Source organism: Micromonospora aurantiaca ATCC 27029, from assembly GCF_000145235.1.
GTDB classification, from domain to species: domain Bacteria; phylum Actinomycetota; class Actinomycetes; order Mycobacteriales; family Micromonosporaceae; genus Micromonospora; species Micromonospora aurantiaca.
Genome location: NC_014391.1, coordinates 2,407,567 through 2,427,730 on the forward strand (window position 1 = coordinate 2,407,567; position 20,164 = coordinate 2,427,730).

The following is a 20,164-nucleotide window of genomic DNA, read 5'->3' on the forward strand; positions in this document are numbered from 1 at the left end:
ACAGCCGCGACGTAGCCTGCCGGGGTGTTCGTGCCCGATCTGCCGATACGCACCGAGCGCCTGCTGCTGCGCGCCTTCACCACCGACGACCTCGCCGTGGTCCGGGACTACCGGGGCCGCCCGGAGGTGACCCGCTACCTCTACCACCAGCCGTACGACGACGCCGCCGCCCGGGCCGCGATCGACCGGCTGGTCCGGCGGACCGCGCTGCGCGCCCCCGGCGACGTGCTCAACCTGGCGGTGACGCTGGCGGACACCGGCGAGTTCCTCGGCGACGTGCTGCTGAGCTGGACGAGCGGGGAGCACCGGCAGGGCGAGATCGGGTACGTGGCGCACCCCGCGCACACCGGCCGGGGGTACACCACCGAGGCGGCCCGGGAGCTGCTGCGGATCGGCTTCGACGGGCTGGGGCTGCACCGGATCGTGGGCCGGCTGGACGCCCGCAACACCGCCTCGGCCCGGGTGCTGGAGCGGCTGGGCATGCGCCGGGAGGCGCACCTGCGGGAGAACGAGTTCGTCAAGGGGGAGTGGACCGACGAGGTGGTCTACGCGCTGCTGGCCCGCCAGTGGCGGTCGGCGGCCTGAGCGCGGGCCCGGCGCGCCGGCCGGGCCCGCGTCCGGCGGGCCCCGGCGTCGCTCAGCAGCAGCCCTGCCGGAACGACCGCTCGACGTACGACGCCACACCGGCCTCGTAGAAGCCGGCACCGGGCCGGATCGGGTGGTCGCTGAACAGCTCGACCCGCGACCCGAACCGGACCAGGTACGCCTCGGCGTCACCCGCGTCGTTGCGGATCATGCCGCCGCGCGGTCCGTAGATGCGCTCCAACTCGGCGAAGGACATCCCGACCGACCCGCCGGCCGGGGAGCGCGGCGGGGCGGTGGCCGTGCCCACTGACACGAGCCGGCCGTCCCGGAAGGCCAGCAGGATCGCCCCGGCCCAGGAGCCGGTGGCACCGGCGTGCACCACTCCGGGGCAGCCGGGCGCCGTCCAGTCGATCAGTCCGGCCGCGACGAGCCGGTCCAGCCGGGCTCCGATGCGGTACGGGCCGGCGCCACGGACGCTGAGCACCTCGTTCTCCGCGACGGTCGGCCGGACGCGGGCCGGCGTGCCGTCGCCGCGGGCGGCGGTCGCCGAGTGCGCGGGAGCGGCGGAGGCGGCCGGTGCGCCGACGGCGACCGGCGCGATCCCGGTCAGCGCCAGCAAGCCGGCGAGGATGGTGGACGGGAGACGGTTCATGGCGGATCTCCTTCGGTCGGGTTCTCCTGTCCTGTTGGTCTCCGCCCGGACCGGTTCGGTTCGGTCCATCGTCTACCGTCGACGTGATGGTCCGGGTGGCGGTCCCGGAGGTGGTGCGATGATCACGCCGGCGCGGATCGGGGCGTACCGGGTGGAGCGTCTGCTCGGGACGGGGTCCTTCGCCACGGTCTGGCTCGCGTACGACCCGGCGCTCGCGGACCGGGTGGCGGTCAAGGTTCTGGCCGAGAACTGGAGCCACGACCTGCGGGTGCGGGAACGGTTCCTCGACGAGGCGCGGTTGCTGCGGAAGCTGGACCACCACCGCCTGGTCCGGGTGCACGCCGTGGGGGAGTTGCCCGACGGCCGCCCGTACGCCGTGCTGGCCTGGGCGGACGGCGGCAGCCTGCGGGACCGCCTGACCCGCGGCCCGCTGCCGGTGGGGCGGGCCCTGACGGTCCTCGACGAGATCGCGGCCGGCGTTGCGGTGCTGCACCGGCACCGGGTGGTGCACCGTGACCTGACGCCGAGCAACGTCCTGTTCCACTCGGCGCCCGGCGGCGACCGGGTGCTGATCGCCGATCTCGGGCTGGCCAAGGCGCTCGCCTCCGCCTCCGGGCTGACCGCCCGGGCCGGCACGCCCGGCTACATGGCGCCGGAGCAGGACGATCCACTCGCCGTGGTCGACACCCGCGCCGACGTGTTCGGGCTGGGCCGCCTCGGACTGCGGCTGCTCGGCCGGGATCGGCCACCGGGCGGTGCGGCCGACGGCCGGGCGGCCGGCTCGCGGCTGCGGGCCGGGGTGCCCGCCGCCGTGGACACGGTGCTGCGCACCGCGACCGCCGTGCGCCCGGCCGACCGCTACCCGGACGCGGACGCGTTCCGGCAGGCGCTGCGGCGCGCGGTGACGGGTGGGCCCGCTGCCGTGCGGGCGGGGTGGGCACCGCACCCGGGCCGGCTCGTCGCCGGGGTCGCGGTGGCGCTCGCCGTCGCCGGCACGTGCGCGGCGGACGCGGTCCACCCCGCCCCGGCGGGTGCGGTGGGCCGCAGCGGGCCGCTGACAGTGGTCCTGCCGGCCGGCTGGCGGGCCGAGGGGACCGGCTGGGCGGGACGGTACGGCGACGACGGTGACCTCGAACCGGCGCTGGTGATCTCCCCGGACCCCGGGAACTGGGCGGCCGACCCCACGCTGCCCGGCGCCTTCGTCGGCCTCGCCAGCGGCGAGACGCGTCGTGCCGACCCGGCGGCCTTCCTCGCCGGACGGGCCCACGCGGACTGTGCCGCGGCCCCGCCGCGCCGCAGCCGGCAGGGTGGCGTCGAGTGGACGGTGGTCACGTACACCTGCCCCACCGGCCGCCCGATGATCGTCGAGGCGGCCGGGCCGGCCACCGGCCGCGCCGGTCTGCTCTACGTCCAGCTCGTGCCGCCGCCGGACGCGGGCGCGGACTTCGCCGACCGCGTGCTCGCCGGAGTTCGGACCGGGTAGGTGACGGGCTCAGACCACCACCACCGTGATCGGGTACGTGCGGCCGTCCTGCGGGATGGTGACCACCACCGTGCCGGTGCGCACGAACCGGATGTCCACCACACCGGCCTCGTAGCTGCGCGAGACCAGGTCCTCCCGGTCCACGGTGACCTCACCCGGCCCGATCCCCCGGATGCGCAGGATCCCGCCGGCGGCGAAGCAGAGGGACTTCAGCAGCGCCAGCTCGGTCTCGGCGAGCACCAGGTCGTAGCGGACCGGCCCGAAGCACGCGGCCGGCGCCGTGGTGCGTACCGACGGGGTGGGCCGGGTGGTCCGGGGCGTGACCGGCGGCCGTGACCGCGTACGCGTGCTCGTCGGCGTGGCCCCCGACGGCTCCGGGACCGGCGTGCCCGTGCCCAGCGGCGCCGGGGTGGGGCCGGGTGAGGTCGCGGCGGTGGGCGGCGCGGCGGCGACGGCGCTGGTCACCGCCGGCTGTACCGGCAGCGGCGAGACCGGGCGGTCGGCGCAGGCGGGCGTCCCGGCGAGGGCGACGAGTGCGACGACCGCGACGCCGCGCCGACGGCGGGCCGGGTCACGCATCGGACAGCCGCGCCCGGAGCTGCCGGCGGGCCTCGTGGATGCGGGACTTCACGGTCCCCTCCGGCACGTCGAGCAGGCCGGCGATCTCCCGGTAGCTCAGTCCAAGCACATCGCGCAGGGTCACCGCCTCGGCGAGGTCCGGCGGGACCGCGTCGAGGGCGTCGAGCAGGTCGAGCCGGGTGCCGGCGACCACGCTGGTCCGGCGCGGGTCGGGCCGGTCCGGCAGCGGGACGCCGCCGGCCTCCCGCCGCCACCGTCGCCGCAACGTCCGGTAGGTGGAGCGGGCCCGGTTGGCGGTGATCCGGTACAGCCAGGTGTCGAACGACGAGCGGCCCTCGAACCCGGTGATCCCGTGGGCGAGCGCGAGCAGAGCGTCCTGGCAGGCCTCCTCGGCGTCCTGCCGGTGGGGCAGCAGCCGGGCGCACTGCCGCAGCACCTCCGGCCGTACGGTGGCCAGCAGGGCGTCGAGGGCCTCGCGGTCGCCGCGTGCCGCCGACCGGGCCAGCTCGTCCGTGCCGTCGGGGAGGGGCATCAGGGGCGTCCCAGTGCTCGCCGGTGGTCCGGACCCCAGGCTATGCCCCGGGAGGCCGTGCCGCCCCGGCTGAGTCGGGCAGCCGACGGCGTCCCGCCCCGGCGCCGACGGCACCGGGGCGGGACGGGGAGCGCGGCGCCGGGCGTCAGCGCGCGGCGCGGGCGGCCTTGACCGCGCTGTCGACCACGTCCCAGATCGCGACCAGCACGACCACCGCGCCCGCCACCCGGGCGAACTCGACGGTCCCGCCGTCGCGCAGCCAGGCGAACCGCTCGACCAGTTCCGGGTTGAGCAGCCGGTCGGTGGCGAGCAGCCAGAGCACCGGGGCGGCGAATGCCGCGTTGAGCACCGCGTTGACCACGACCAGCGGCCAGGTCCACCGCCCGGCCCGGTACTTGGCGATCTCCAGGCCGACGGTGGCCAGCAGCACCACGATCAGGGCCGGCAGCCAGAAGCCCCAGAGCGCCGGGTCGAGCACCGCCATCCGGGAACCGTCGTCGGTGGTCCAGCGCTGGAAGTGCTGACCGATCAGGAAGCCGACGGTGACGAGCAGGAACACCACCGAGGCGATGCTGTCGGAGTGGCTGATCTGCCGTTCCCGGCTCTCCTCGGGGAGCTGGTCGACGGTCCACTCGGGCAGGCCGAGCGGCGTGCGGGTGCGCTCCAGCACGGCGAACACCAGCGTGACCCAGAACGCGATCTGGACCGCGGTCTGCATCGCGGCCACGATCGCCGCGCCGATCGCCGCGCCCGGCTCGCCGTCGATGAGCGCCTTGGCGAGGCCGGCGAGCACGCCCACGATCGCCGGGATGTACGTGAGCAGCAGCCGCAGCAGCCGCCACCAGGTCAGGTAGTACCGCGGGCCGATCAGTTGCAGGGTGCGGTCGCTGTAGCGGGCCGCGAGCTTCTCCGGGTGGCCCAGCTCGGTGAGCACCTCGCGCTCGGCGGAGGCGTGGTCCTGCCCGCCAGAGGTCCGGTCGTCGATCATGTCGGCGATGGAGCCGCGCAGTTCCTCGGCCAGTTCCAGGCGGCGCTGCGCGGGCACGGTCCGCATGGTGGCGGCGACGTAACGGTCGGTCAGGGAACTCATCGTTCCGCTCCTTCGATCAGGTCGGTGACGGACGTCCGCACCGCGGTCATGTCGTCGAGCAGGCGGTTCAGGACGGCCTCGCCGTCGTCGCTGGTCCGGTAGAACTTGCGCGGCCGGCTCTCCTCGGTGTTCCACTCGCTGGTCAGCAGGCCCTGGTCCTCGAGCCGGCGCAGCAGCGGGTAGAGCGTGTTGGCGTCGACCGCGAAGCCGTGCGCGGCCAGCCGTTGCAGCAGGGCGTATCCGTAGTCGGGGCGGTGCAGGGCGACCAGGCTGGCCACCACGACCGTGCCGCGCCGTAGCTCCTGGAGGTGGGTCCGGAGGACCTCTTCGCTGACCATGTGCAACACGATACTGTGTGCCACACACCATTGCAACAGAGAAGAACATCGCGTGCCGTACACCGGTCGGCCGGAGAGACCCGGGCCACCCTCGGCGCGGACGGTGGAGCCCGCACGATCACCTCGGTAGGGTGGGTCGGTCGACTCCGACGCAGCTTGATCCACAACCCGGGGGGCGCCACGCATGGGCGATTCGTTCGCGCATCTGCACGTACACACCGAGTACTCGATGCTCGACGGGGCGGCCCGGCTCAAGGACCTCTTCGCCGAGGCGGCGCGGCTCGGCATGCCGGCGGTGGCGATCACCGACCACGGCAACATGCACGGCGCGAACGACTTCTACAAGCAGGCCATGGACGCCGGGGTCAAGCCCATCCTCGGCGTCGAGGCGTACGTCGCGCCGGAGTCGCGCTTCCACAAGGCCCGGGTCAAGTGGGGGCGCCCCGAGCAGAAGAGCGACGACGTCTCCGGTAACGGCGCGATCACCCACATGACCATGTGGGCGGCCAACCGCGACGGCCTGCACAACCTGTTCAAGCTCAACTCCCGCGCCTCCATGGAGGGCCACTACGTGAAGTGGCCCCGGATGGACATGGAGCTGATCGCCGAGCACGCCGAGGGCATCATGGCCACCACCGGCTGCCCGTCCGGCGCGGTGCAGACCCGGCTGCGGCTGGGCCAGTTCGACGAGGCGCTCAAGGTCGCGGCCGCGTACCAGGACATCTTCGGCAAGGACAACTACTTCCTGGAGATCATGGACCACGGCCTCGACATCGAGCGCCGGGTCCGCGACGGGCTCACCGAGATCGCCCGCAAGCTCGACATCCCGCCGGTGGTCACCAACGACTCGCACTACACGCACGAGGCGCAGGCCGAGGCGCACGACGTGCTGCTCTGCGTCCAGACCGGCAGCAACGTGGCCGACCCGAACCGGTTCCGGTTCGAGGGCGGCGGCTACTTCGTCAAGTCCGCCGACCAGATGCGCGCCGTCGACTCCTCCGAGCTGTGGCAGCAGGGCTGCCGCAACACGCTGCTGGTCGCCGAGAAGGTCGACCCGGCCGGCATGTTCACGTTCCACAACCTGATGCCGCGGTTCCCGATCCCCGAGGGCGAGACCGAGGAATCCTGGTTCCGCAAGGAGACCTTCGCCGGCCTGGCGCGCCGCTTCCCCGGCGGCATCCCCGAGGGCCACGTCGTCCAGGCCGAGTACGAGCTGGGCGTCATCATCCAGATGGGCTTCCCGTCGTACTTCCTCGTGGTCGCCGACTTCATCCAGTGGGCCAAGAGCCAGGGCATCGCGGTCGGCCCGGGGCGCGGCTCGGCGGCCGGCTCGCTCGTGGCGTACGCGCTGGGCATCACCGACCTCGACCCGATCCCGCACGGCCTGATCTTCGAGCGGTTCCTCAACCCCGAACGCGTCTCCATGCCCGATGTCGACATCGACTTCGACGAGCGCCGGCGCGGTGAGGTCATCAAGTACGTGACCGACAAGTGGGGCGAGGACAAGGTCGCGCAGATCGCCACGTTCGGCACGATCAAGGCGAAGGCCGCGATCAAGGACTCGGCCCGCGTGCTCGGCTTCCCGTACGCGGTCGGCGACCGGATCACCAAGGCCATGCCCCCGGCGGTGATGGGCAAGGACATCCCGCTGTCCGGCATCTTCGACCCGAAGCACCCGCGCTACGCCGAGGCGGGCGAGATCCGGGGCCTCTACGAGTCCGACCCGGACGTCAAGAAGGTCATCGAGACCGCCAAGGGCATCGAGGGCCTGATCCGGCAGACCGGTGTGCACGCCGCCGGCGTCATCATGTCCGCCGAACCGATCATCGAGCACATCCCGCTGATGCGGCGCGACTCCGACGGCGTCATCATCACGCAGTTCGACTACCCGACCTGCGAGTCGCTCGGGCTGCTGAAGATGGACTTCCTCGGCCTGCGGAATCTGACGATCATCGACGACGCGGTGAAGAACATCCAGCTCAACCACGGCCGGGAGCTGGACCTGCTCGGCCTGCCGCTTGACGACAGGCAGGCGTACGAGCTGCTGGCCCGCGGTGACACGCTCGGCGTGTTCCAGCTCGACGGCGGGCCGATGCGCTCGCTGCTGCGGCTGATGAAGCCGGACAACTTCGAGGACATCTCCGCCGTCCTGGCGCTCTACCGGCCCGGCCCGATGGGCGTGGACTCGCACACCAACTACGCGCTGCGCAAGAACGGGCTCCAGGAGATCACCCCGATCCACCCGGAGCTGGAGGAGCCGCTGCGCGAGATCCTCGCGCCCACGTACGGCCTGATCGTCTACCAGGAGCAGGTGCAGCGCGCCGCGCAGATCCTCGCCGGCTACACGCTCGGCCAGGCCGACCTGCTGCGCCGGGCGATGGGCAAGAAGAAGAAGGAGATCCTCGACAAGGAGTTCATCCCGTTCCGGGACGGCTGCCGCGAGCGCGGCTACTCCGACGAGGCCATCCAGGCCGTGTGGGACGTGCTGGTCCCGTTCGCCGGTTACGCGTTCAACAAGGCCCACTCCGCCGCGTACGGCCTGGTCTCCTACTGGACCGCGTACCTCAAGGCGCACTACCCGGCCGAGTACATGGCCGCGCTGCTCACCTCCGTCGGTGACGACAAGGACAAGATGGCCCTGTACCTGTCCGAGTGCCGCCGGATGCGCATCCAGGTGCTCCCGCCGGACGTGAACACCTCGGCCGGGCCGTTCACCCCGGTCGGCAAGGAGATCCGCTTCGGTCTCGGCGCGGTACGCAACGTCGGTGCGAACGTGGTCGCCTCGATCATGCGGTGCCGCGAGGAGAAGGGCGACTACACCGACTTCTACGACTTCCTGTCCAAGGTCGACGCCGTCGTCTGCAACAAGAAGACCATCGAATCGCTGATCAAGGCCGGGGCGTTCGACTCGCTCCAGCATCCGCGCAAGGGCCTGCTGGCCGTGCACGCCGACGCCATCGACGCGTACGCCGACGTCAAGCGCAAGGAGGCGGTCGGCCAGTACGACCTGTTCGGCGCCGGATTCGGCGAGGCGGACACCGGTGGCAGCACCACTGTCATGCCGGTCATCGGCGAGGGGGAGTGGGACAAGCGCGACAAGCTCGCGTTCGAGCGCGAGATGCTCGGTCTGTACGTCTCCGACCACCCGCTCTTCGGTCTGGAGCACGTGCTCGGTGCCGCCGCGGATACCACGATCGCCGCGCTGTCGGAGGAGGGCACGGTGCCCGACGGCGCGGTGGTCACGCTGGCCGGCATCCTCTCCGGCGTGCAGCGCCGGGTCACCAAGCAGGGCCGGGCCTGGGCGTCGGCCACCCTCGAAGACCTCGCCGGTGGCGTGGAGACGCTGTTCTTCCCGAACACGTACGAGGTGATCGGGCAGTACATCGCCGAGGACGCGATCGTGGTGGTGAAGGGCCGGGTGGACCGGCGCGACGACACCCCGCGCATCATGGCGATGGACATGTCCATGCCGGACGTCAGCAGCACCCCGGGGAGCAAGCCGATCACGCTCACCATCCCGGTGCACCGCTGCACGCCGCCGCTCGTGGAACGGCTCAAGGAGACGCTGGTGCTGCACCCCGGCGACACCGAGGTGCACGTCAAGCTGCTCAACGGCGGCAAGGTCACCACGCTGCGCCTCGGCCCGTTCCGGGTCGCGCCGACCACAGCGCTGATGGGTGACCTGAAGAGCGTCCTCGGCCCGGCCAACGTGAGCTGACCGGGCCGAGCGCCTCCGGCGCGGCGCCGGGACGTGCCGCTAGACGCGGGTGATGCGGACGGCGTCGGCGATCACGTACCCGGTGCTGCCGGACCACCGGCTGACACCCACCTTGTTGGCGTCCCCGGCGGCCAGGGTGAACGTGCCCAGCGAGCGCCACGCACCGCCGTTGGCTGTCTGGTTCACCGAGACCGTCTGGTTGCCGCTGGTGGTCGCGACGATGTACGGCGTGCTGGTGTTGTAGCCGGCGACGGCCGGATACCAGACCTCCACCCGGTAGGTGGCGGTCGCCGGGATGTTCACCTTGTACCAGGCGGCGTCGCTGGCCGCGACGGGGTTGGCGTACCGGTAGTCGGCGCCGTAGCGCTGCGCCGAGTACGTCGAGGTGCTCCAGTTGGCGCTCGCGGTGAACCGGCCGGCGGTGGTGTTGTCCACGACCGTCGACCAAGTGGTCGGCGGGGGCGTGGTGCCGCCGGTGACGAGCTGCATGTAGTAGGTCCAGTTCCAGTTCGGACCGGGGTCGGTGTGCGTGGCGCCCGGCACCTGGTTGTGCCCGATGATGTTGTTGCGGGTCTTCGGGATGCCGTACTTGTCGCACAGGAACCGGGTCAGCGCCGCCGACGACCGGTACATCGCGTCGGTGTACCAGGAGGCGCTGTCGACGTACCCCTCGTGCTCGATGCCGATCGACTGGGTGTTGTAGGTCCAGTTGCCGGCGTGCCAGGCGATGTCCTTGTCCCGCACCATCTGGGTCACCGCGCCGTCGGAGGAGCGGAGCAGGTAGTGCGCGCTGGTGCCGGCGGCGGCGTTCTGGAACCAGCTGATCGAGCCGGCGTAGCTGCCCTGCATGGTGTGGATGACGATGTAGTTGATCGGGTACGCCGACTCGCGGCTGGAGACCGTGTAGTTCGACGAGTTGGCCGGCACCCAGGCCGCCGGGCCGTAGTCGGTGCTCAGGGTGCCGAAGTCGCCGGTGCCCAAGGGCGCCACGGCGGCGTACCGGCCCCGCCGGGGTGCGACCGGACGGCCGTCCACGCTGACCTCGCCGCCGGCGGTGGTCGCGATGAAGCCCCTGGCGAGCAGGTCGTACACGGAGTCGGCGTACAGCCGGGCGGTGGCCTCGTCCGTCGAGCCCCCGTAGCGGGCGATCGGGCCGTACCACTGGTTGACGTCGTCGCGCTGCGCCGCGGTGAGCCCGGCCTCGTCGGCGTAGGAGCGCAGCACCGCCGCCGCGCCGGCCACGTTCGCCGCGTCCCGGGTACGCAGGTCGGTGCGGTCCAGCCGGGTCCGGCGTGCGGCCTCGTCGAGGGTCCGCACCTTCGGGTTGCTGGTCAGGTGCATCACTCCGTATCCGCCGGAGACGCTGGGCTCGCCGCCGTGGCCGTCCAGGCGGGTCTCGGCGTACCCGAGCGCGGCGAGCAGGTCGCGCGGCACGTCGGAGGCGGTGGCGGCCCGGTCGAAGGCGGCGGCGAGCGGCTGCGCGCCGTGCTGTGGCGCGGCCTGGGCCGGCTGGCCGGTCAGGCCGATCATGAGGATCATGGCGCCGCCGAGCAGGTGGCTCACCCGACGCGAGGGTCTCCGAATCGTCACAGGCACTCCTCGTCCACTACAGGGGGCGACTGGCTCACGTCGCCGGTTCGCCGCACCCTATAGCGTGACGTTTGTCTATGTCGATACCTTGCATCAATGGGCCATTTGATGAAGACTTCCTTCAGGTGTGCGGCATGTCCGGCAGTCGCGCCGCCCGCCGCGGGCCGCCCGCCGCCGCGCCCCGGCCCGTTCCGGAGGCGGTGTCCACCGCGCTCGGCGATCACCCCTCGGCCCGGTCGGCGTGAGCTGCCCCCGTACCGTCGCGGTGTTGCCCGGCGGGCCACGGCCGGGCAGCATCGGGCGGATGCCGCCCGCCGACCTGCTGCGCGTCCGCGACCTGGTGCCCGACTTCCTCGCCTGCGCCGAGGGGCGCCGGTCCGCGTCGCCGGAGCCGTGGAGCGCGCACTACCTGGCCGCGCATCCGGACGTGGTCCGGGTGCTGCGCCGCGACGGCGACTGGTCCGACGCCGCCGGCGTGGCATCCGTCCTGGACGGGCTCCGCGGCCGCGCCGCCGACCTGGCGGCACGAGCCGAGAGGGTACGCGCGCTGCTGCCCGACGGCGTCACGGCGGTGGCCGGTGCGCTGGGCTGGTCCGGCGACGGCGGGCCGGTCGAGTGCGTGGTGCTGGTCGGGCTGAACCAGGCCAACGGCTGGGCCGGAGAGCTGAACGGCAGGTACGCGCTCTTCCTCGCCGTGGAACAGCTCGGGCCGCCGGAGGATCTCGACCTGCTGGTGCGGCACGAGGCCGCGCACGTGGTGCACGACCGCGGCGCCGCGATCCGCGACTGGCCCGAGTGCGGGGTGGCGAACGCGTTGTTCACCGAAGGGCTCGCCACGCAGGTCACGGCGGAACTGGACGCCGGCCGGCCGGACGAGGAGTACCTCTGGTTCGGCCGCCCCGGTCACCGGCGGTGGCTCGACGAGTGCCGCCGCCGGTGGCCGGAGATCCTGCGCCGGGTACGCGCCGACCTCGACGCCACCGACGCGGAGCACCACGCACCGTACTTCCTGATGCGGGACTCGCCGCTGGCCGGCGGCCTGCCGAAGCGTTGCGGCTACCTGGTCGGCCTGACCGCGGTACGACACCTGCGCCGCCGGCACTCCCTGCGGGAGCTGGCCGGGTGGCCGCTGCCCCGCGTCCGCGCAGAGATGGCCGCCGCACTGGCCGACCTCCCTCCACCGGCCTGACCCCCACCCGCCGCCCCCACCCTCCGTCCTCTCCCACCGCCCCCGCCTCCCGCCCCTCCCACCGCGACGATCATGAGGTTGGCGGCGACAATTCGGACAGCCGACACCGCCAACTTCATGATCGTCCGGGCGGGGGTGTGCTGGTGCGTCGCGTCCCCGCCCGCCCTCGCGCCCCTGCTTCTGCCGCGCGATCTTGCAGTTTCGGCCCTGCGGATCGCTGGTTTGCCCCGATTTGCCGGGGCCGAAAGTGCAAGTTCGCGGGCGGGTTCGGGCGGGCTTGGGCGGGTTCGGGCGGGCTCGGGCGGGCTCGGGCGGGGTGGGGCCACGGGGGTGGGATTGGCGGTGCCGGGGTGGGGGCGGGGGTGGCTAGCGTCGGTGGCATGGAGCTGGAGCAGGCGCAGAAGTTGTGGCAGCCGGAGCCGGGCTGGTTGAACACGGCCACCTACGGACTGCCGCCGGAGCCGGTGTGGGACGCCGTGCAGCGGGTGCTCGCCGACTGGCGGACCGGGCGGGTGTCGTTCGAGGTGTGGGAGGAGTCGGTGGACCGGTCCCGGGCCGCGTTCGCCCGGCTGACCGGTGTGGACGTCGCCGACGTGAGCATCGGCGCCAGCGCGTCACAACTCGTCGCGCCGATCGCGGCCGGGCTGCCGGCGGGCGCGACGGTGGTGGTCCCCGAGACCGAGTTCACCTCGATCCTGTTCCCGTGGCTGGTGCAGCAGGACCGCGGCGTGCGGGTACGCACCGTGCCGCTGGCCGGCCTGGTCGACGCGATCGACGCCGACACCGATCTGGTGGCGTTCAGCGTGGTGCAGTCCGCCGACGGCACAGTGCTCCCGTACGACGAGATCGTCGCGGCGGCCCGGGCGCACGGCGCGTTCGTGGTGGCCGACGCGACGCAGGCGTGCGGGTGGCTGCCGTTCGCGGCGGACCGGGCGGACGCGGTGGTGGTCGGGGCGTACAAGTGGTTGATGTCGCCGCGTGGATCGGCCTTCGCCTACCTGGCCCCGGCGCTGCGCGAGCGGATGCGCCCGGACGCGGCCGGGTGGTACGCGGGCCGCGAGCCGCACGCCTCCTACTACGGGCTGCCGCTGCGCCTGGCCGACGACGCGCGCCGGTTCGACATCGCGCCGCCGTGGCTCAGCTACGCGGGCACCGCCCCGGCGCTGGAACTGCTCGCCGACCTCGACCCGGAGGCGGTGCGCGCGTACGACGTGGGGCTGGCCAACCGGTTCCTGACCGGGCTGGGCCGGCCGCCCGGCGACAGCGCGATCGTCAGCGTGGACGTGCCGGACGCGCAGGAGCGGCTGGCCCGCGCCGGGGTGCGCGCGGCGGTACGGGCGGGCCGGGTGCGCGCCTCGTTCCACCTCTACACGACCGAGGCGGACGTGGACCGGGCGGTCGAGGCGCTGACCGGCTGACTGCTCAGGCCAGGTGGCCGCCGATCTTCGTGTAGCCGCACAGCAGGTCGCGGGAGATGATCAGCCGCTGCATCTCGTCGGTGCCCTCGAAGATCCGGTACAGCCGGACCTGCCGGTACCAGCGTTCGATCGGCAGTTCCCGGGTGTAGCCCATGCCGCCGTGGATCTGGAGCACCCGGTCCACCACCCGGTTGACCATGCCGGCGCCGTAGAGCTTGCCCATGGAGGAGGCGTGCCGGGGGTCGAGGCCCTGGTCGACGGTCCAGGCCGAGCGCAGGATCAGCCAGCGGGCCGCCTCCAGCTCGGTCTCCGAGTCGGCGATCATCCACTGGATGGCCTGGTTGGTGGCGATCGGCGCGCCGAACGTCTCCCGCGTGTTGGCGTGGTCGATGGCCATCTGGAGGGCGCGCTCGGCGATGCCGATGGCGTGTGACGGGATGGTGTAGCGGCCCTTGCCGATCCACTCCATGCCGAGCGTGAAGCCCTGCCCGATCTCGCCGAGGATGTTGCGGTGCGGCACCCGTACGCCGTCGAAGATCAGTGAGGCGGGGCCGCCCTCGCCCATGGTCTGGATGAACTCGGAGCGCCAGCCCATCGCGCGGTCCACCAGGAACGCGGTGGCGCCGCCGCGGCGGGCGCCCTTCTCCGGGTCGGTCACCGCGACCACGATGGCGAAGTCGGCGTCGTTGCCGTTGGTGATGAACGTCTTCTCGCCGTCGAGGATCCAGTCGTCGCCGTCGCGGCGGGCGCGCAGCTTGATGTTCGCCGCGTCGGAGCCCGCGCCGGGCTCGGTGATGGCGAAGCAGGAGATCCGTTCGCCCTCGATGGTGGGGATCAGGAACTCGCGTTTCTGCTCCTCGGTGGCGTGGAACAGGATGTTGTCGGCCTCGCCGCCGAAGCGGAACGGCACGAAGCTGCGGCCCAGTTCGGTCCAGATCAGCGACTGCATGACCGCCGGCAGGTCCATCCCGCCGTACTCCTCCGGCGTGGCCAGCCCCCAGAAGCCGAACTTCTTCGCCTTGAGCTGGAGTTCGCGCAGCTCGGAGCGGTCCAGGCCGGGCTGGTGGGCGCGCTCGCGGCGCAGCACCTCCGCCTCCAGCGGCATCACCTCGCGGGTGACGAACGTGCGAACGGTGTCCCGGATCGCGCGTTCCTCGTCGGACAGTGCGAAGTCCACGGTGCCCCCTCAGGTCGACTGGCTCTAAACTAGCGCTGTAAGTTTTACCGCGTCCAGACCCGATGTCGAAGGGAGGATGATGACCAGGTGCCCCGACCCCGACAGGCCCTGCTCACCCGCGACCGGATCGTCGAGACCGCGCTGGCGCTGATCGACGCCGACGGGCTGGACGCGCTCTCGACCCGGCGGCTCGCCGCCGCGCTCGGTGTCCGCGGCCCCTCGCTCTACAACCACTTCGCCACCAAGGAGGAGATCCTCGACGCGGTGGCCGACGGCGTCGCGGCGACAGTCGACATCGGCGTCTTCGACGAGTGCGAGTGGCTCGATGCGCTTCGCCGCTGGGCGCGCTCGTACCGGGCCGCGCTGGCGGCGCACCCGAACATCGTGCCGTACCTGGCGCAGGGGCCGGGCCGCCGTCCGGCCGCGCTCGCCATGGCCGACGCGGTCTACGGCGCGCTGGTCCGGGCCGGCTGGCCGCCCGCGCGGGCCACCCACATCGGCGCCGCGATGCGCTACTTCGTGGCCGGGTCAGCGCTCGGCTCGTTCGCCCGCGGCTTCGTCGAGGACCCCTCGCTCTACGCCGCGCACCCGCACCTCAACCAGGCGCACCGGCTCGCCGGACACCAGCGCAGCGTGGACGAGGGCGCGTTCACGCTCGGCCTGGACGCGCTGCTGCACGGGCTCGCCGCCGAGTACGCCGCCACCGTCGCCCCGCTGGAACGGGTCGGCGGTCCGGAGTAGCGTCGAAACTCCCACCGCTAGTTTCCGCCGCCCCCGAAGGACGCCATGGATCTCGCCGCCGCCCCTCCCGCCCTGCTGACGCGCCGCCACCTGCACGTCGACGGTGACTGGGTCGACCCGTCGTCGGGCGACACCATCCCGGTGGAGAACCCGGCCACCGGGAGCATCGTCGGTGAGGTGCCCGCCGGCACACCGGCCGACGTGGACCGCGCGGTCGCCGCCGCCCGTGCCGCGTTCCCCGGCTGGGCCGCCACCGCCCCCGAGCAGCGGGCCGCGCACCTGGACCGGCTGCACACCGCGCTCGCCGCCCGCGCCGACGAGATCGCCCGCACCGTGGCGACCGAGCTGGGCACCCCGCTCAAGCTCGCCACCCGGGTCCAGGCCGGCCTGCCGCTGACGGTGCTGCGGAGCATCGTCGACCTGGCCGCCCGCCCGGCGGCCGAGCACACGGTCGGCAACTCGCTCGTCGTCCGGGAGCCGGTCGGCGTGGTCGGCGCGATCACCCCGTGGAACTACCCGCTGCACCAGGTGGTCGCCAAGGTCGCGCCCGCGCTCGCCGCCGGCTGCACAGTGGTGCTCAAGCCCAGCGAGCTGACGCCGCTGACCGCGTACCTGCTGTTCGACGCGATCACCGACGCCGGGCTGCCGCCCGGCGTGGTGAACCTGGTGCCCGGCACCGGCCCGGTGGTCGGCGAGGCGCTCGCCGCGCACCCCGACGTCGACCTGGTCTCGTTCACCGGCTCCACCGCCACCGGCCGGCGCATCGCCCACCTGGCCGCCGAGCGGATCGCCCGGGTGTCGCTGGAACTCGGCGGCAAGTCGGCGAACGTCATCCTGGCCGACGCCGACGTGCCCACCGCGGTCAAGGTCGGCGTCGGCAACGCGCTGCTCAACTCCGGGCAGACCTGCACCGCCTGGACCCGGATGCTCGTACACCGCGACCGCTACGCCGAGGCCCTGGACCTGGTCGCGGCGGCGGTGGCCGGCTACCGGCTCGGCGACCCGTTCGACCCGGCCACCCGGCTCGGCCCGCTCGCCTCCGCCGCGCAGGCCCGGCGGGTACGCGACCACGTCGACCGGGCGCTCGCCGACGGCGCCCGGCTCGTCGCCGGTGGCCCGGACGCGCCACTGCCGCCGCAGGGGCACTTCGTCGCGCCCACCGTCTTCGCCGACGTGCACCCGGACAGCGCGCTCGCCCAGGAGGAGGTGTTCGGGCCGGTGCTCGCGGTGATCCCGTTCGCCGACACCGACGAGGCGGTCGCCGTGGCCAACAACTCCCGGTACGGGCTGGCCGGCGCGGTCTGGTCCGCCGACTCCGACGCGGCGCTGGCAGTGGCCCGGCGGATGCGTACCGGCCAGGTGGACGTCAACGGCGGCGCGTTCAACCCGCTCGCCCCGTTCGGCGGCTACAAGCAGTCCGGCCTCGGCCGTGAGCTGGGCGCGTACGGCGTGGAGGAGTTCACCGAGCTGAAGGCGATCCAGCGGTGAGGGCGCTCGTGGTACGCGGCCGGGGCGCCACACCGGCGGTCGAGGAGGTACGCCTGCCCGCGCCCGGCCCGGGCGAGCTGCGGGTACGCATCCGCGCCGCCGGCATCTGCCACTCCGACCTGGCCATGGTGGACGGCACGCTGGCGCCCGCGTACCCGCTGGTGCTGGGGCACGAGGCGACGGGCGTGGTGGCCGAGGCCGGACCCGGTACGACGCTCGCGGCCGGCACGCCCGTGGTGCTCAACTGGGCGCCGGCCTGCCGCGACTGCTGGCACTGCCGGCACGGCGAACCGTGGCTCTGCGCCGCCAACCCCAACCCGTCGACACCTCGCGGCGAGACGGCCGCCGGTGAGCCCCTTCAGGTCACGCTCGGGCTCGGCGCGCTCGCCGAGGAGGTGGTGGTGCCGCAGCACGCCGCCGTACCGGTGCCTGCCGGACTGCCGCCGGAGCAGGCCGCGGTGCTCGGCTGCGCGGTGCTCACCGGCGTCGGCGCGGTCCGCAACACCGCACGGGTCGCCCCCGGCGAGTCGGTGGCGGTGATCGGGCTCGGCGGAGTGGGCCTGGCCGTGCTGACCGCCGCGCGGCGGGCCGGCGCGGCGCCGATCCTCGCCGTGGACGTGGTGGAGGCCAAGCGGGACCTCGCGCTCGCCGCCGGGGCCACCGACTTCCTGCGCTCCGACGACCGGCTGGGCAAGGAGATCCGGGCCCGCACCGACGGGCGCGGCGTGGACCACGCGTTCGAGTGCGTCGGCCGGTCCGTCACCATCCGCGCCGCCTGGCGGGCGACGCGGCGCGGGGGAGCGGTCACCGTGGTCGGCATGGGCGGCAAGGACGACATGCTCAGCCTCTCCGCGCTGGACATCTTCCACTCCGCGCGCACGCTGCGCTCCTCGGTGTACGGCTCGACCGACCCGGACCGGGAGGTCCCGGAGCTGGCTGCCGCGCTCGCCGCCGGTGACCTGGACCTGGGGCCGCTGGTGAGCGGCACGGTGCCGCTGACCGAGGCGCCCGCGGCGCTGGAGCGGCTGGCTCGCGGCGAGGGCGCCCGCTGGGTCGTCACGTTCCCGGACTGACCGGGCTCCGGCCGGATTCGCCGCCGGCGCATCCGGATCGGGCCGTGCGGACGAACCCCAGGGTAGGAGAGCTACCCGGGGGTACGTCCGTTGCTGACCGAGAACATGCCGGCCGGGGCCGTCGAGACGGCCCGCAAACGGCTGACCGCCGCCGCCGAGGACCTGGACGACAACCGGGTCGCCGGGCTGGTGCTCGACCTGGCCGCCGAGGCCGGGGTGGTGCCCGCCTGGGAACAGGTCTGCCTGCCGCTGCTCGGCACGCTGCGCGGCGACAGCGCCGCCGAGATCGCCGTCGAGCACGCCCTCTCCGAGGGGGTACGCGTCGGACTGGACGTGTTCGGCCGTGAGCCGTCCCGGCCGCTTCCCGCCCAGGGCGTGCTGCTCGCAGGCGCCGAGCACGAGACGCACTGCCTCGGGCTGCACGCGCTCGCCGCGGCGCTGCGCGAACGCGGCCGGGGCGCGCTGCACCTCGGCCCGGCGCTGCCGTGGTCCGCGCTGACCAGTGCCGTGGTCCGGGTCCGTCCGCGGGTGGTGGTGGTCTGGTCGCAGACGCCGCTGACCGGCCGCGCGTACCGCCTGGTCCGTCTGCGGCGGGACCTGCCCGGGGTACGCGTGCTCGCCGCCGGTCCGGGGTGGATCGAGCCGTTCCCGCCCTCCTCGGCCGTCCCGCAGCGCCTCACCACGCTCGGCGAGGCGACGCTGGCCTGCCTGGCCGCCGGAGGCGCCACCTGACACCGGCTCCTGACACGGCGGACTGACGCCAGGCGCGAGCAGACCGGCGCGACCAGGATCAGCCGGTGCGGAATCCGCGCACCAGCGTGGCGACGGCCGACTCCGGGTCGAAGCCGTCATCGGGGGAGGCGAGCTGGTTGCTCAGCAGCCCGTCGACGAGTGCCAGCAGCATCCGGAAGTGAGCCGGCGGATCGGCCGAGCCGAGCGTGGCGAGCAGCGGCTCCCCCCAGCCGGCCAGCTGTGCCCGGGCGGCCTCGATGGCCGGGCGCAGATCGGGCCGCACCGCCGCCTCGACGAACAGCGCGTACCGGGCGAGCGTGACCACCCGCTGCCGGTCGGTGAACTCCCGGATCAGCCGGCCGACCACCGCGGCGAACGCGGTGACGTCGCCCGGCGGCAGGTCCGTGGCGAGCCGTTGCCAGGCCGCCGTCTCCACCTCGACCAGCCGGTCGAAGACGCCGGTGATCAGCGCCTCCCGGGTGCGGAACCGGTTGGACGCGGAGCCTTCGGGCAGGCCCGCCTCCGCGTCCACGGCCCGGTGGGTGAGCTGGCGCGGCCCGCCGGTGCCGAGCACCCGGATGGCGGCGTCGAGCAGGAGCTGCCGGCGATCGGTCACCCGGACAGACTACAGGCGTAGTGCACTCGACTACATCTGTAGTACGGTGACGGCATGGGCGGACGCGCGGTCGTGGTCGGGGGCGGGATCGGCGGGCTCGCGGCGGGCATCGGCCTGCGGGCGGTGGGCTGGGAGGTGACGGTCCGGGAGCGGTCGGCCGCGTTGCCGCACACCGGCACCGGGCTGGGCATCTGGCCCGGCGCGATGCGCGCCCTGGACGCCCTCGGCGTCGGCGACGAGGTGCGCCGCCGGGGCAGCCGTCAGGCCGGCGGGTCGATCCGGCGCCCGGACGGCCGCCGGATCGCCACCGTCGACGTCGAGCGGCTGGAGCGCCGGCACGGCGAGCCGGTGCACCTGGTCACCCGGCCGGTGCTGCTCGCCGTCCTGGCCGGCGCGCTGCCCGGACCGGCGCTGCGCCTCGGCGCCCCGGTGACCGGCCCGGGGTCACTGCGCGACGCGTACGACCTGGTGGTGGGCGCGGACGGGATCAACAGCGTGGTGCGCGCGCAGATGTACGGGCAGCGGTATCCGCTGCGGTACGCGGGCGCGGTGGCCTGGCGCGGCGTGGTCGACCTGGATCTGGCCGAGGGCGGCGAGACCTGGGGGCGGGGGCGCAAGTTCGGGCTGACCCCGGCCGGGCCGGGCCGCACCAACTGGTACGCCGCGGTGCGCCTGCCCGAGGGGCACCCGGCGCCGCCCGACGACCGCGCCGAGCTGCGCCGCCTCTTCGGTGACTGGCACCCGCCGGTGCCGCGGGTGCTCGACGCGCTCACACCGGACGGGATCCTGCGGCACGAGATCCACGACCTCACGCCGCTGCCGTCGTACGTGGCCGGCCGGACGGCACTGCTCGGCGACGCCGCGCACGCGATGACCCCGGACCTCGGGCAGGGCGCCTGCCAGGCGCTGATCGACGCGGTGGCGCTCGCCGACTGCCTGCGCGACGCCGGCGACGTGCCGGCCGCGCTGCGCGCGTACGACAGGAGGCGCCGGCGTCCGACGCAGCGGATCGCGGCCGGGGCGCGGTGGGCGGGGCGGCTGTCCGGCGTGCGGCGGCTGCTGCCGGTGCGGGACGCGCTGCTGCGACTGGCGCTGGCGGCCGGACCGCCCGCGTGACCTGAGACACATTCGATACGAACCCGTTCCGTATCGAAACCCGCTCA

General features: G+C 73.8%; 18 protein-coding genes. 10 read left to right on the forward strand and 8 right to left on the reverse strand.

Translation table 11 applies throughout. From position 1 onward, the window contains the following. The first annotated feature begins 24 nt into the window (after nucleotides 1–24). Nucleotides 25–585, forward strand: a complete 561-nt coding sequence (locus tag MICAU_RS11305; protein WP_013285441.1) for a GNAT family N-acetyltransferase — start codon at nucleotides 25–27, stop codon at nucleotides 583–585. Nucleotides 586–637: 52 nt separating this feature from the next. On the opposite strand, the gene MICAU_RS11310 is transcribed toward MICAU_RS11305, so the two are convergent. Next, the gene (locus MICAU_RS11310) at nucleotides 638–1,237 is read right to left on the reverse strand and encodes a hypothetical protein (protein ID WP_013285442.1); all 600 of its coding nucleotides are present in this window, start codon (nucleotides 1,235–1,237) and stop codon (nucleotides 638–640) included. A 118-nt stretch (nucleotides 1,238–1,355) separates the two neighbouring features. Between MICAU_RS11310 and MICAU_RS11315 the strand changes: the two genes are divergently transcribed. Continuing rightward, nucleotides 1,356–2,720 (forward strand): serine/threonine-protein kinase, encoded by a 1,365-nt coding sequence (locus MICAU_RS11315; protein ID WP_013285443.1) that lies wholly within the window; start codon nucleotides 1,356–1,358, stop codon nucleotides 2,718–2,720. Between the two features lie 9 nt (nucleotides 2,721–2,729). On the opposite strand, the gene MICAU_RS11320 is transcribed toward MICAU_RS11315, so the two are convergent. The 4 genes from MICAU_RS11320 to MICAU_RS11335 all read right to left on the reverse strand — a co-directional run bounded on the left by MICAU_RS11320 (nucleotide 2,730) and on the right by MICAU_RS11335 (nucleotide 5,259). Then, nucleotides 2,730–3,299 carry a hypothetical protein gene (locus MICAU_RS11320; protein ID WP_013285444.1) on the reverse strand — a complete coding sequence of 190 codons (570 nt, stop codon included), beginning with the start codon at nucleotides 3,297–3,299 and terminating at the stop codon, nucleotides 2,730–2,732. Next, complete coding sequence (locus MICAU_RS11325; RefSeq protein WP_013285445.1) at nucleotides 3,292–3,831, reverse strand: RNA polymerase sigma factor; 540 nt, start codon at nucleotides 3,829–3,831, stop codon at nucleotides 3,292–3,294. The genes MICAU_RS11320 and MICAU_RS11325 overlap by 8 nt, the downstream gene beginning before the upstream one ends. 145 nt (nucleotides 3,832–3,976) lie before the next feature. Next, nucleotides 3,977–4,921 carry a permease prefix domain 1-containing protein gene (locus tag MICAU_RS11330; RefSeq protein WP_013285446.1) on the reverse strand — a complete coding sequence of 315 codons (945 nt, stop codon included), beginning with the start codon at nucleotides 4,919–4,921 and terminating at the stop codon, nucleotides 3,977–3,979. After that, a complete protein-coding gene (locus MICAU_RS11335; protein WP_013285447.1) occupies nucleotides 4,918–5,259 on the reverse strand; it encodes a PadR family transcriptional regulator in 342 nt (113 codons plus the stop codon). The genes MICAU_RS11330 and MICAU_RS11335 overlap by 4 nt, the downstream gene beginning before the upstream one ends. Nucleotides 5,260–5,443: 184 nt before the next feature. On the opposite strand from MICAU_RS11335, the gene dnaE reads away from it, so the two are divergent. Further along, entirely contained in the window at nucleotides 5,444–8,977 is a 3,534-nt protein-coding gene (gene dnaE / locus MICAU_RS11340) for a DNA polymerase III subunit alpha (RefSeq protein WP_013285448.1), read from the forward strand. Nucleotides 8,978–9,016: 39 nt separating this feature from the next. Here dnaE and MICAU_RS33665 read toward each other — a convergent pair whose 3' ends face one another. Further along, nucleotides 9,017–9,967 (reverse strand): golvesin C-terminal-like domain-containing protein, encoded by a 951-nt coding sequence (locus MICAU_RS33665; RefSeq protein WP_425311446.1) that lies wholly within the window; start codon nucleotides 9,965–9,967, stop codon nucleotides 9,017–9,019. Nucleotides 9,968–10,871: 904 nt separating this feature from the next. Here MICAU_RS33665 and MICAU_RS11350 point away from each other — a divergent pair. Together MICAU_RS11350 and MICAU_RS11355 are read left to right on the forward strand one after the other, a co-directional pair. After that, complete coding sequence (locus MICAU_RS11350; RefSeq protein WP_013285450.1) at nucleotides 10,872–11,756, forward strand: hypothetical protein; 885 nt, start codon at nucleotides 10,872–10,874, stop codon at nucleotides 11,754–11,756. A 380-nt stretch (nucleotides 11,757–12,136) separates the two neighbouring features. Beyond that, nucleotides 12,137–13,174, forward strand: coding sequence for an aminotransferase class V-fold PLP-dependent enzyme (locus MICAU_RS11355; protein WP_030270997.1), 1,038 nt, complete (start codon nucleotides 12,137–12,139; stop codon nucleotides 13,172–13,174). Nucleotides 13,175–13,178: 4 nt separating this feature from the next. Here MICAU_RS11355 and MICAU_RS11360 read toward each other — a convergent pair whose 3' ends face one another. Continuing rightward, nucleotides 13,179–14,351: an acyl-CoA dehydrogenase family protein gene (locus tag MICAU_RS11360; RefSeq protein WP_013285452.1), complete on the reverse strand. Its 1,173-nt coding sequence runs from the start codon at nucleotides 14,349–14,351 to the stop codon at nucleotides 13,179–13,181. An 87-nt stretch (nucleotides 14,352–14,438) separates the two neighbouring features. Between MICAU_RS11360 and MICAU_RS11365 the strand changes: the two genes are divergently transcribed. The 4 genes from MICAU_RS11365 to MICAU_RS11380 all read left to right on the forward strand — a co-directional run bounded on the left by MICAU_RS11365 (nucleotide 14,439) and on the right by MICAU_RS11380 (nucleotide 18,385). After that, entirely contained in the window at nucleotides 14,439–15,092 is a 654-nt protein-coding gene (locus MICAU_RS11365; RefSeq protein ID WP_013285453.1) for a TetR/AcrR family transcriptional regulator, read from the forward strand. Nucleotides 15,093–15,137: 45 nt separating this feature from the next. Then, a complete protein-coding gene (locus MICAU_RS11370; protein WP_013285454.1) occupies nucleotides 15,138–16,580 on the forward strand; it encodes an aldehyde dehydrogenase family protein in 1,443 nt (480 codons plus the stop codon). Further along, nucleotides 16,577–17,653, forward strand: coding sequence for an alcohol dehydrogenase catalytic domain-containing protein (locus MICAU_RS11375; protein ID WP_225319659.1), 1,077 nt, complete (start codon nucleotides 16,577–16,579; stop codon nucleotides 17,651–17,653). The genes MICAU_RS11370 and MICAU_RS11375 overlap by 4 nt, the downstream gene beginning before the upstream one ends. 90 nt (nucleotides 17,654–17,743) lie before the next feature. Next, entirely contained in the window at nucleotides 17,744–18,385 is a 642-nt protein-coding gene (locus MICAU_RS11380) for a transcriptional regulator (RefSeq protein ID WP_225319660.1), read from the forward strand. Nucleotides 18,386–18,443: 58 nt separating this feature from the next. On the opposite strand, the gene MICAU_RS11385 is transcribed toward MICAU_RS11380, so the two are convergent. Beyond that, nucleotides 18,444–19,001 (reverse strand): TetR/AcrR family transcriptional regulator, encoded by a 558-nt coding sequence (locus MICAU_RS11385; protein WP_013285457.1) that lies wholly within the window; start codon nucleotides 18,999–19,001, stop codon nucleotides 18,444–18,446. Between the two features lie 54 nt (nucleotides 19,002–19,055). Between MICAU_RS11385 and MICAU_RS11390 the strand changes: the two genes are divergently transcribed. Next, nucleotides 19,056–20,117, forward strand: coding sequence for an FAD-dependent monooxygenase (locus tag MICAU_RS11390; RefSeq protein WP_013285458.1), 1,062 nt, complete (start codon nucleotides 19,056–19,058; stop codon nucleotides 20,115–20,117). Nucleotides 20,118–20,164: the final 47 nt, after the last annotated feature.